Genomic DNA, 12,993 nt, shown 5'->3' on the forward strand with positions numbered 1-12,993 from the left:
GTATAGATAATGAAAAAAGTAATATTAACATTTTTAACGTTGTTAGCGTTCAACGTTAATGCAGGTTTAATCACCACCACAAGCGACCAAGTTACCTATAATGCAGGTGATACGGTATTAGTTGATTTATTTATTAATGAGGCTAATCCGAGTATTGATTGGTTACAAGTTGAATACTTGTTTAACAATACAGAATTGTCATTCGAAGGTTTTAGTATCACAAATGAAGTATTTGATAATACATACTATGACGATATTTTTGCCGATGTAGATTTACTCACCATTCAAGTCGGTTTTTTAGCTGACTGGAGTAACTTTTTAGGTACGTCATTCCAGTTAGGTCAGCTTGAATTTACGGCATTAAGTAGCAGTGTTAGTGCTGATTTTACACTGGCGGATGTTTTTGCTGAAGATAAAGACTTTAATCCTGTATCGGTACAAGCCGTGCCAGAGCCATCGGCAATTGCTTTATTTGCTTTAGGGTTATTGGCATTGCGTCGTTATCGTGTAAAAGGTTAATGATTAATAAGTAATGATTAATCATTCATTAAAAGGAGCCGTTAAAATGGCTCCTTTTAATCGTTATTTTTGTAGGAAAAACAATATCAAAAGATAGACTTGTTATTTTATTTAAAATTGATTGTATATTGTTGATTTTTTACTATGTAAGGCAAGTAAACACTAATAATCATTTAAGTTAAATAAAGAGATATAGTATGTTAAATAGTCGTTTTTTAGTTCAGTTGCTAGCGCTTAGTAGCTTGTTTTTTTCCTCATTTTATTCAATAGCAAGTGATGAACGACCGAATATTATTGTGATTTTAGCAGATGATTTAGGTTACAACGATGTGGGTTTTACTGGAAAAACAGATATACAAACCCCTAATCTTGATAAGTTGGCGAGCGATGGTGTTATTTTTAAAAATGGTTATGTTACTCACCCATACTGCGGGCCTTCAAGAGCAGGTTTAATAACGGGTCGATACCAAGCCCGATTTGGTATGGAAAATAATGTGTCGTACTCACCTAACGACAAATACATGGGATTACCGTTAACAGAAACTACATTTGCTAAACGTTTACAAAAAGTGGGTTATAAAACGTCTGTTTTTGGTAAATGGCATCTCGGCGGAGCACCTAAATTTCAACCGAACAAACGTGGTTTCGATTATTTTTATGGCTTTTTAGATGGCGGCCATAACTATATGCCAGAGCAAGTTCATGTAGGCGGAGATGGTTATTCACTACCTATCATGCGCAACCACAAGCCTGCTGAATTTGATGAATACTTAACTACAGCATTAAGCCGAGATGCCACGCGCTTTATCGCTGACAATAAAGACCAGCCATTTATGATGTATTTGTCATACAATGCGCCGCATTCTCCGCTGCAAGCACCTGAAGAAACAATCAAAAAATATAGCCATATTAAAAATCCAAAGCGTCAAATTTATGCAGCAATGGTTGATGAAATGGATCAGGGCATTGGTATGATTATCGATGCGTTAAAAGAAAGTGGTGAGTTTGATAATACGCTAATATTTTTCCTTTCAGATAATGGTGGCTTGTATCCTGATACTTGGTGGCCAACGTTTGATTGGGCAGATAATTCACCGTTTCGTCACGGTAAAGTGGCCTTGTTAGAAGGTGGTGTACACGTACCATTTATTGCGCATTGGCCTAACCAAATTAAAAAAGGTCAGGTTTTTGAAGGCCTAGTTTCTTCGTTAGATATTGCTGCAACTTCAGTTGCGTTAGCCGGCGCAGATGATTCTGATGGTTTATTAGATGGTGTTAATCTAGTACCTTTTGTTACAGGACAAAATAAGGGTACTCCACATAAAGCATTGTTTTGGCGTTTAGAAGAAGCTGATAATATTTGGGCTGTACGTACGCTTACAGGAAAATATATGCAGCAAGGTTTACCTGGTGTAGATCGCGCTTATTTTGATATGGTTGAAGATCCCACTGAGCAGCATAATATTGTTGATCAACGTCCTGATGAGCAAGCTAAGCTTGCCGTATTATGGAACGAATGGAATAAAAAGAATCAAAATAACCTACTGCATCAAGCAAACGAATATAAAAAAGCACGTGATGCTTTTTACGAACAACTTCATCAAAAAAATATTGCTGATGCTAAAAATCAAAAAATTTATACCATTAAATAACTGATAAATAATAAAGATAAACCATTTATTGAATGGCCGTAATCCTATTAGGTTACGGCCATTTTTTATCACCAAATTTTTATTAATAAAAAATTATTTAGATAAAAAATTCACATGCATGCTTATTGATGAGAATATAGTAAACAATTAACAATATTTTATGTGAATTATAATAAAGGTTATAAAATGAATAACTTTCAAAATAAAACGTGGCGCTATTATTCAATATTGCCCGCGACTCTAGTTTTAGTTACTGCATGTAATCAGCCAGACAATACACTTGTTCAAAATGCCACTATGCCTGAAGAAGTTAAGTTAATAGACTTTGAAGATGGAAAAATACCTAGCTACATTAAAGCTTATAACGGTAGCAGCGAATTAACCTCAGGTAATAAAGGCATCGCGGGCGATTATGCTTTAACTGTAAAACTATCTACCCAAGAAAATAAGAATGCAGGTTTGTCGTTAACACCTGAAAAAGCATGGGACTGGAGTCAATATAAAGATTTTCATATTGCTTTTGATGTGGCTAATTATGGCGATGAGTCTACAGAGCTAACCCTTGGTATGAGTGATATTAAAGGACAATCTTACAGCCGTGTAATGGTAGTGCCTGTTGGCGAGGCTATTACGGTTTACGCTAAAATGGACGGTCATGATCAATTTGACCCATCGTGGGGTGGTAAAAATGAATATAATTTTGAATCAGGTTTTCGTTCTAATCCTGTAACTTGGCAATCTAACGATCAACAAGTGGCTTCTTTATGGGGTAAAAAACATTTAGACCTAAGTGGTATTAAACGTATTTCTTTTAGCGCCAATGGCTTAAGTAGCGACCGACAATTTACGATTGATAATATTCGCCTCAGACCCAACCCTAAAATGGATACGGAATTTTTAACCGGCGTTATTGATAAATTCGGACAAAATGCAAAAGTTGAATACGAAGGTAAAGTGCATTCAGAGAAAGAGCTAATTGCCCAACGTGATAAAGAATTAGCCAGCCTTAAAGGTGAGTTAATGTCTGACCGTTCTAAATTTAGTGGTTGGAAAGATGGCCCTCGTTTAAAAGCGACAGGTTTCTTCCGCACAGAGAAAGTAGACGGGAAGTGGTGGTTAGTTGATCCAGAAGGTTATTTATACTTATCAACAGGTATCGATATTATTCGTTTATCAAATTCATCTACGATGACAGGTTACGATTTTGACCAAAAGCTTATTCCTCAACGCACCGCTGATATGTTGTTAGGAGAAGATGATCTACCACTAAACCCAGCACCTAAAGAAGCTTTACCCACAAGGCATATTGCTAACGAAATTCGTGCAAATGTTTTTGAATGGTTACCAAATTATGATGATGATTTAGGTAATCACTTTGGTTACCGCCGAGAAACACAATCAGGGCCATTAAAGCATGGTGAAACATTTAGTTTTTATAGTGCCAACTTAGAACGTAAATATGGTGAAACCACAAAAGAATCCTATTTAGACCAATGGAGAGAAGTTACCTTAAAACGCATGGTTGACTGGGGATTTACTTCGTTAGGTAACTGGGCTCAGCAAGAACTATACAGTAATACCCAAATTCCATTTGTAGCGTTCGCTGATATTATTGGTGATTTTGATACTCTATCAAGTGGCTTCGATTTTTGGCATGGCGTACCGGATCCATACGACCCTAAATTTAAAGAACGCTCTCTTGCTGCTGTTAATCATGTAGCGTCACAAATTAAGAACAGCCCTTGGTGCATGGGAGTTTTCTTAGACAACGAGCAAAGCTTTGGACGTAGTGATGGCGGCGAAGGTCAGTACGGTATTATCATCAATACATTAAAACTAGATGCTGAAAAAGTTTATGCGAAAGCCGCATTTACTGAAATAGTTAAGAAAAAATATGAAACGATTGATGCACTAAATACTGCTTGGAAAAAAGACATTGCGTCATGGGAAGCTTTTGCAAAAGGGATTGATTCAAGCTTTACCACAGAGCAACAAAAGCAAGATTATAGTGAATTACTTTATGCATATGGCGATCAATATTTTGATACGGTAAAACGCGCATTACGTTCGGTATTACCGCATCATTTATATTTAGGCTCTCGTTTTCCTGGTTGGGGACGACCTATTGAAATAGTTAAATCGGGTGCTAAATATATGGACGTAATTACCTACAATACATACGACGAAGGTTTAGTACCAAGCGAATGGGCATTTATGGAAGAAGTTGATGCTCCGGCCCTAGTAGGCGAATTTACCTTTGGTGCAACCGATGCAGGGCATGTACATGGTGGCCTTTCGTTAGCGGCAAACCAAGAAGATCGCGGCCTTAAATTAAAAAACTATATTTATTCAATCGCTGACAATCCTTATTTTGTTGGAGCACATTTATTTCAATATTCAGATTCACCTATTGCAGGGCGAGCTTATGATGGCGAAAACTATAATAATGGTTTTGTTAGCGTAACCGACATACCTTATAAGAGCATGGTTGCCGCTGCAAAAGAGATGCATCAAAATATGTACAAACGCCGTTATTACGGTAAAGACGCCATGAAAAATAAATAAGAAATTAAATAAACCTGAATTTGGTAACGGGTATAAACGTTATGGCTATGGAGATATAAACTTCATAGTTATAACGTTTTTTTATTTTCGTCGCTAAAAAATTAGCTCAATCGTTGTTCCTGTATTAGGCGTAGACTTCACAGAAATTTGTCCGCCATGTGCATGTATAATCTGCCTTGTTAAACTCATGCCAATTCCTGTTCCATTGCGTTTGGTCGTAAAAAATGGTGTGAATATGTGCTCTAATACTTTGTCTTCTATACCACTACCATTATCTTTGATCGCGATAACTATATGGTTATTACGCATAGTTGCTTTAATATTAATAATACCTATTGTGTTATTTTTACAAGCCTCTGCCGCGTTATTAATAACATTAATTAGTACTTGTTCTAGTTGTTGCTTATCTGCTTGCACGTTTAAATTTTCAGGGATGACTTGCGTATGCATTGTGATATTTAAATCAGTAAGCTTAGGTTGTTGTAATAGGGCTACGGAGGTTAACAACTCTGTTAAGTTAATGGTTTGAAGGGTAGGTGTTGGCAGCTTACTCAGTTGTCGGTAGCTATCAACAAAATCCATTATACCTTGGCTACGATTGGCTATAGTGTTTAACGCTCGCTTGGTGTCATCAAGCTCTTGCTCAAGTGTTTCGGCTGGTAAGGTCAGCAAATTGGGTTGTGTTAATATATCGCGGCAGTTATCCGCTAACGAAACAATAGGCGTTATCGAGTTCATCATTTCGTGGGTGAGTACACTAATTAAATTTCGCCATGCTAAATATTCTGCCTGATTAATTTCCTTGCCAATATTTTCAATAGTTACAATGGTTTGAGTTTTATTTGCTAACATAATTTGATTAGCGGATAGTTTTAAATTGTAAGCAACACCTTCGCGATACATTTTATGCAACGCATAATTATTATCAGCTAGGCTTTGTAATAACGGTGGTAGTTCGCTAAAACTTATGGCTAAGTCGTGAATAGTGGAGGGCGACTTAATTGCTAATAATCGACTTGCTGTATGGTTAAAAAGGGTTAATCGCTGCCTATCATCAAAAGCTAAAATAGCGATAGGTGCCTGCCTGATAATGCTTTTTAAAAAACTATTTTCTGTTTGTTCGTTAACACGATTTTTTTGAAATGTATCAACTATGGTGTTTAAGCTAGCGGCTAATTCTTCACTAAGGCTATTACTAGTATAGTGCTGAGAAAAGTCTTCATGACTGGCAGCTTGAAAAAACACTTCAAGTAGTTTTAATTGCTTTTCCCAAATATAAATTATGGTGATAATTAATAAAACCGCAATACCAATCAAAACAAGTTGGCTGAAATAATATTGAGGTTGTTGAACCAAGGTATATATTGCTAATAATACTAATGAATACAGTGTTATTAGACTGAGTAATTTTACGCGGTAACGCCAGCGGAATTTTAGTTTCATAGATTATACTTCTTAATGCGTCGGTAAAGAGAGGTGCGAGTAATACCTAGTTCATCCGCTGCATGGCTTATATTGCCACCGTGTTTTTCTATTGCGTGATTAACTGCAGATTTTTCGATACGCTCAAGGTTGCAGTCGGAAAAGCTGTCTTTATTTAAGGTTTTGTTGTGAGCGGTTAATAAAAAATCTTGTTCAGTAAGCTCTGAATTTTCAGACAAAATAAGTGCACGTTCTACCGCATGGGCAAGTTCTCGTACATTGCCCGGCCAACGATAGCGTTTTAGGTTTTTAAGGGCTTTAGCATCAAGTGATTTTTTGTCAAGTTGATACTTACGCGTATAGCGCGAAATAAAGTGTTGAAGTAAAAGCGGAATATCTTCTTGGCGTTCACGTAAAGGTGGTATTTGTAGTTGTACGGTGTTGATACGATAGAATAAGTCAGCACGAAACAAGCCTTCATCTACTAATTGTTGTAAAGGCATATTGGTAGCGCAAATAAGTCGTACATCCACTTTAATGACTTTGTTTGAGCCTAGCGGTGTTATTTCTTTTTGTTCAATAACGCGTAATAGTTTGGCTTGTAAATGTAAGGGTAGGTTGCCTATTTCATCAAGAAATAAGGTACCACCTGCAGCCGCTTGAAAACGGCCTGCGCGATCACTATTTGCGTCAGTAAATGCACCCTTCACGTGGCCAAATAATTCACTTTCAAATAAATTTTCGGGCACTGCGCCTAAATCAACACTGAGCATAAGATGGTCAGCTCGGTTTGAATGACGATAAATCTCATGGGCGATAACTTCTTTACCAGCGCCATTTTCTCCTAAAACCAGTACGTTAGCATCGGTTCTCGCTGCTTTTTTTGCAATCGTTAATAATTGCTGCCATGCGGGAGATTGGCCAATAACGTCTGGATTTTTTTGTTGCTGCTCTCGTTGAAGCGCTTGTTGGCTAATATTTAGCTGCTTAATTTGCTTTTTAGATTCACTCAGTAATAAGGCAGAATTTAAGGTGGCGAGTAGTTTAGTGTTTTTCCATGGCTTTAATACAAAATCAGCAGCACCTTGTTTTATTGCTTTAACTGCAAGTTCAACATCTCCGTAGGCGGTCATCAAAATAACAACAGCGTTTGGCTCAATGGTTAATATTTTATTAAGCCAATGTAAGCCCTCATCACCCGTATTTAAACCGATAGCAAAATTCATGTCTAACAGAAAAATATCGAATGGGGTTTCATTCATGTTTTTTTCTATTTGGTTTGGATCTGTCAGGGTAACTATTTTTTGGTAATGGCGTTTTAAAAATATTTCAGCCGCCAATAAAATATCGGGGTCATCATCAATTACCAAAATATTAGCCTGATTTTTATTCATTATGTTCCTTACTTATTTTATTAAAACCTAAAGTTGCTTTCTGAAAAATTAAGCTTTAAATAAGTGTACGCTATCGTACACATTACTGTATAGCTAGCGTACACTTTTTTAGATTTAAAAATAATATCTTGTTGATATTTAATGTTATTTTTAATGGCATGTTATTCGCTTTGTTACTTGCTATCTGGCTTATATAGTAAATAAATATGAATTTATTAGATTGTTTTTTAGGTATGAATGTAGGTAATAAAGCTTAGCATTATGGATAAAAAAATTGAAAAATCTAGCTTTGCTTCTTGGAAAATACTGATTATAGCTTTCATTGTTGCTTTATTAATTGGCGCATTTTGGCGAACTGAAACGTCATTAAAAAATGTTGTAGTCACACGAGAACGTATTATTACTTCGGTAGTAAGAAAAGCATCATTTGATGATTACATTCCTTTACGTGTAAGAGTTGAGCCCTTTAAAAGTGTTTACTTAGATGCAATAGAAGGCGGACGAGTAGAAGAGGTACTGGTTGAAGAAGGCGACATTGTAACTAAGGGGCAAGCGTTACTACGCTTAAGCAATACTAAATTACAGCTCGATCTTATTTCTCGAGAAGCTCAGGTGAGCGAGCAATTAAACAATTTACGTAATACTCAGTTAGATATAGAGCGTAATCGCTTGAGTTTGAAACGAGATTTAATTGAATTAGATCATCAAATAAAACAGTTAAACCTACAGCTTAAACGTCGGAAAACAATGGCTGACTTTATCGATCAAGAACAGTTAGAAACGTTAGGTAATGAACTGCATTATTTAACACAACGCCGAAACATAACATTAGAAAGCCAAGTGCAAGAAGAAAAAATGCGTTTAGCGCAAATTAAACAACTTGAAAGTAATGTATCTCAATTAGAAAAAAATTTAAAAATAGCACGCAGTAATTTAGACAACTTATTAGTAAAAGCTCCCCGTAGCGGTAGGTTAACCTCGTTTGATCTTGATGTCGGCGAAAGTAAAAGTGGTGGTGAGCGTTTAGGGCAAATTGATGATGTTGAGCAATTTAAAGCGACAGGTTTAGTGAGTGAGTTTTATTTAAATCGCTTAGTTATCGGACAACAAGCAATAGTGAATATTTCAGGCGAGCAATACACCTTAGTGTTAAGAAAAATTTACCCACAAGTAAAAAATAATGAGTTTGAAATAGACCTTCATTTTATTAACAAAACACCAGAGAGCATTCGCCGTGGGCAAACATTAACACCGCGTTTAATGCTGAGTGATAGTGAAGAAGTACTGCTTTTTGATAATGGGGCTTTTATGCAAGAAAGCGCAGGTACATGGGTGTATGTGCTTGACCCAACAGCAAGTTATGCGCAGCAGAGAAAAATAACTATTGGCAGACATACACCTGCCCAAATTGAAATATTGAGTGGTTTAAGTGCAGGCGAAACGGTACTTATTTCTAGCTATAGCAACCTTAAGAGTGCAGAAAAAATAACAATAGAGGACAAATAATGATTCGCTTACAAAATATTAATAAAGTGTACCGCACAAGTGATGTTGAAACATATGCATTAAAAGATGTAAATGTGCAAATTGAAAAAGGAGAATTCATTTCTATTATGGGGCCTTCAGGTTGTGGAAAATCAACCTTGTTAAATTTGTTAGGTATGCTCGATTCACCCACATCAGGTGACTATTTATTTAATGATGTAAACATTAGCCAGTTATCAGAAAGTCAGTTAGCCCAAAAGCGTAAAGGCCATATAGGTTTTATTTTTCAAAGTTTTAATTTAATTGACGAACTCACCGTTGCCGAAAATGTTGAACTGCCGTTGCTGTATCACAAAATCCCCGGTAGCGAGCGTAAGGCACGTGTAAATGAAGTGCTTGAACAAATGAATATTAGTCATCGTGCCAATCATATGCCGCAGCAATTATCAGGTGGCCAACAGCAAAGGGTGGCAATTGCTCGGGCATTATCAACCAAACCTGCGGTAATTTTAGCGGATGAACCCACCGGTAATTTAGATTCAAAACATGGTGATGAAGTTATGGAACTATTAAAAGACTTAAATGATAACGGTACGACTATTTTGATGGTAACGCACTCGGCTTACCATGCTGAATATGCCAGCCGTATTATTCATTTATTTGATGGTCAAATAGCGACACAAAATAATACGGTTGAGGCGGCTGAACATGCTTAAAAATTATTTGTCTATTGCGTTACGTAATATTTTAGCCAATAAGCTTTTTAGCGTAATTAATATTGTTGGCTTGGCCTTGGGGTTAGCCATTTGCTTTCTTATTTTAATTTTTGTTCGCTATGAAAGTTCGTTTGATGATTACTACAAAGAGGCTGATCGCACATACCGAGTTACTCGCCATTACAATGCTGACGATATTCATAGTGCTGGTATTGCTCCACCTTTTAAAGAAGCGCTTCAAAGTCAGTTTAGTGATATTGAAGCCATAAGCTTAATGGGGATGGGCTGGAAATTTACCCTTGGTAACGAAGAAACCACCGTAGTTATTGACGATATGCTAATGGCCGAAAGTGACATTTTCGATACCTTTAATTTTAAGGTATTAGCTGGTGATAAAGATAATGCCCTAACAAGACCTTCAACACTGGTGTTAACAGAGTCAATAGCGAAAAAATTTTTTGATGATAAAAACCCTGTCGGCGAATATATATTATTCAATAGTAATCCTATGGAGATTACCGCTGTTATTGCTGATCAGCCTGAAAATACGCATCTACAATTTAGGGTGTTGCTTTCGCTTGAATCAATGCGTCAGTGGACGCCTGCCGATTTAAAAAACTGGGATTTAAACTATTACTACATTTATTTACGTTTACAAGAAGGGGTTGATGCCAAGCAGTTAGAAGCAAAGTTTCCTGCCATGATGCAGCAATTAGGCGAAAATGTTACCGATACGCAATCACTAAAATTACAGAAAATTACCGATATTCACCTGTTTTCTGATTTGTCTTATGAAGTTACGACTAATGGTAGTTACCTTATTGTTTATAGTTTTTCCGTTATAGCGCTAGTTATTTTGCTTATTGCCTGCATTAACTTTATGAACTTAAGTACGGTACGTTCAACGCAACGAGCCAAAGAAGTGGGTGTGCGTAAAGTATTAGGCGCAAGTAAAGCACAGCTTGCTAGTCAGTTCTTAGTAGAATCTATTTTAATGACAACTATTGCCATGATATTAGCTTGTGTTTTGGTAGAAATAAGTTTGCCATGGTTTGCGGCTTTTATTGATCGCAGCTTAAACTTTGAGAGCTTTTATACTGCTGAAGTAATCGTGGGGAGTATTTTAACCACAATGTTAGTGGGTAGTTTTGCTGGTAGTTATCCAGCTTTCTATGTATCGCGTTTTGAAGCGGCGCAAGTACTAAAAGGTGCACTAGGACAAGGCCAAGGAAAAGGCGCTGTTTATTTACGTAAGGTTTTAGTGGTATTGCAATTTACTATTTCAATTACTTTAATTATTGCGACTCTTGTGGTGATTAAACAAACGGAATTTGCTCGACAAAGTAACCCCGGTTACGATCGTAATAACAATATTGTGCTCCCTTTAAGTAATGCTAAAGGCTTTGAAAGCCGCAATGCATTATATAAACACTTCCGTGAACGTTTGTTAGAACACCCTGGTATTCTTTCGGTAACCGCGGCACAACAATTACCCACTACACCATTGCGAGATATGTGGTCTTACGTGCGTGAAGATCAAAATATTGTTGCTGAAAACTTAGTAAGTTTACCCACTCTTAACGCCAGCTTTGATTTTTTTGAGCACTATAAAATACCGTTATTAGCGGGGCGTTATTTTTCACAATCCCAGGGTGATAATTATGTCATTGTGCCGACATCTGATAATCCAGTAGGCAGTGGTACTGCGGTGATAAGCCGTACGTCAGCAAAAATATTAGGTTACACACCAGAAGGTGCGGTAAATAAGGTTATTAAAATTCCTTTTCCGCCCGGTTATACCAATTACAAAATTGTTGGTGTGGTGGAGGATATTCATATGGGATCTTTACATGAAAACAAACAGCCACAGGTTTATCATCTTGTAAAAGGCGAAGAGCGCTATGTGAGTGTTCGTTTTGATCCGAATATGTTATCGCAAGTGCTTGAACATATTGACGCACTTCATTTGGAGCTTATGCCAACCATACCGAATGCCCGAACGTTTTTAGACGAAAATTTCTATGCAATGTATCAACAAGAAGACAAGCAAGCGCAAGTGTTTGGTTTTTTTTCGGGCTTAGCTATTTTAGTGGCTTCATTAGGATTATTTGGCTTAGCCTCTTTTACCGCAGAACGTCGACGTAAAGAAATAGGCATCAGAAAAGTGATGGGAGCTTCAGTGTTTGACATTGTATGGCTGCTCACTAGTGAGTTTTCGGTATTAGTTATACTCGCTAATATATTTGCGTGGCCTATTGCCTATTTTGCAATGAACACATGGCTAGACAGTTTTGCTGATTCAATAGAATTAAGTTTTGGATTATTTTTAGTTGCCGGTTTATTTCCATTGGTATTGGCGTGGTTAATTATTGCAACACAAGCAGCGTACAGTGCTACGGCTAAACCGATCACTAATTTAAGGTATGAGTAATATAGAACTAAGAGATTCGTTCACTACGAGTTTAGTAATATGGACTTTACTTTAGATAGTAACAGGGATGTTACTTTTTATTTATTGATGTTTATGCTCGTTACCAGTCAATATGCGTATTTCAGAGTACTTGAGTGATATCAATTCAAGGCAAGGTTTTGTAATAATGGTCGTGTCTTATAAAAAACTCACTGAATATGCTTTAAAGCAAATTCAGTGAGCTTTTAAAAATATAATCCAGCTTAAACTTAAGCGTTAGCTGGCGACATAATACTTGGTGAAGTGCCTGATTTTGCCATTTCAGCTAAATCTTTATCAACAAAGAATAATGCGTGTCCGTCGTGTCCTACTAAGTTAATTTTGTCTAATATACTTTTGAAAAGTGTTTCTTCTTCATGTTGCTCGGCGACATACCATTGTAAGAAGTTAAATGTTGAGTAGTCTTGATTGGTAAAAGCTTCATGCGCTAATGAATTAATACGCTCGGTAATTAAACATTCGTGCTCGTAGGTTTTTTCGAAAATGTCAGCTAAAGATTTAAATTCATGTGGTGGCGCATCAATAGCACCTAAAATAGGTAATGCACCTGTTTCACTTACGTAAGTGAATAGACGAGTCATGTGATCCATTTCTTCAGTAGCATGTTTACGCATAAACTGCGCAGCACCTTCAAAGCCTTTTTCTTCACACCAAGCGCTCATTTGTAAATAAAGGTTTGACGAATAAAATTCTAAATTAATTTGTGTATTTAGTTTTTCAACCATTGGAGCTTTTAGCATGATGTTTCTCTAGTGTTTTAAAGTTGAGTG

Annotated in this window: 9 protein-coding genes; 6 read left to right on the forward strand and 3 right to left on the reverse strand. The window is 36.7% G+C overall.

Features of this window, described 5'->3' with window-relative positions; translation table 11 throughout:
- The first annotated feature begins 9 nt into the window (after positions 1–9).
- The 3 genes from ACM9HF_RS14075 (at position 10) to ACM9HF_RS14085 (ending at position 4,736) form a co-directional block, all read left to right on the forward strand.
- On the forward strand, positions 10–519 hold the full coding sequence (locus ACM9HF_RS14075; protein ID WP_473609880.1) for a PEP-CTERM sorting domain-containing protein: 510 nt from the start codon (positions 10–12) through the stop codon (positions 517–519).
- Between the two features lie 197 nt (positions 520–716).
- On the forward strand, positions 717–2,171 hold the full coding sequence (locus ACM9HF_RS14080) for a sulfatase-like hydrolase/transferase (protein WP_473609884.1): 1,455 nt from the start codon (positions 717–719) through the stop codon (positions 2,169–2,171).
- A gap of 186 nt (positions 2,172–2,357) precedes the next feature.
- Positions 2,358–4,736, forward strand: coding sequence for an agarase (locus ACM9HF_RS14085; RefSeq protein WP_473609888.1), 2,379 nt, complete (start codon positions 2,358–2,360; stop codon positions 4,734–4,736).
- Between the two features lie 93 nt (positions 4,737–4,829).
- Here the strand turns inward: ACM9HF_RS14085 and ACM9HF_RS14090 are convergent, their stop codons facing one another.
- Positions 4,830–6,179 carry a sensor histidine kinase gene (locus ACM9HF_RS14090; protein ID WP_473609892.1) on the reverse strand — a complete coding sequence of 450 codons (1,350 nt, stop codon included), beginning with the start codon at positions 6,177–6,179 and terminating at the stop codon, positions 4,830–4,832.
- Positions 6,176–7,552 (reverse strand): sigma-54-dependent transcriptional regulator, encoded by a 1,377-nt coding sequence (locus ACM9HF_RS14095; protein WP_473609895.1) that lies wholly within the window; start codon positions 7,550–7,552, stop codon positions 6,176–6,178. Before ACM9HF_RS14095 ends, ACM9HF_RS14090 begins: the two co-directional genes overlap by 4 nt.
- A 261-nt stretch (positions 7,553–7,813) precedes the next feature.
- Here ACM9HF_RS14095 and ACM9HF_RS14100 point away from each other — a divergent pair, with 261 nt between their 5' ends.
- From ACM9HF_RS14100 to ACM9HF_RS14110, 3 genes are read left to right on the forward strand one after another with little or no spacing between them, the layout of a single operon-like run.
- Positions 7,814–9,058, forward strand: a complete 1,245-nt coding sequence (locus ACM9HF_RS14100; protein ID WP_473609899.1) for an efflux RND transporter periplasmic adaptor subunit — start codon at positions 7,814–7,816, stop codon at positions 9,056–9,058.
- Positions 9,058–9,753, forward strand: coding sequence for an ABC transporter ATP-binding protein (locus ACM9HF_RS14105; RefSeq protein WP_473609903.1), 696 nt, complete (start codon positions 9,058–9,060; stop codon positions 9,751–9,753). Before ACM9HF_RS14100 ends, ACM9HF_RS14105 begins: the two co-directional genes overlap by 1 nt.
- Positions 9,746–12,184 carry an ABC transporter permease gene (locus ACM9HF_RS14110; protein WP_473609907.1) on the forward strand — a complete coding sequence of 813 codons (2,439 nt, stop codon included), beginning with the start codon at positions 9,746–9,748 and terminating at the stop codon, positions 12,182–12,184. Before ACM9HF_RS14105 ends, ACM9HF_RS14110 begins: the two co-directional genes overlap by 8 nt.
- Before the next feature lie 248 nt (positions 12,185–12,432).
- Here the strand turns inward: ACM9HF_RS14110 and ftnA are convergent, their stop codons facing one another.
- Positions 12,433–12,963 carry a non-heme ferritin gene (gene ftnA, locus ACM9HF_RS14115; RefSeq protein ID WP_473609910.1) on the reverse strand — a complete coding sequence of 177 codons (531 nt, stop codon included), beginning with the start codon at positions 12,961–12,963 and terminating at the stop codon, positions 12,433–12,435.
- Positions 12,964–12,993: the final 30 nt, after the last annotated feature.

It is taken from the genome of Colwellia sp. RE-S-Sl-9, from assembly GCF_048296855.1.
Lineage (GTDB): Bacteria > Pseudomonadota > Gammaproteobacteria > Enterobacterales > Alteromonadaceae > Pseudocolwellia.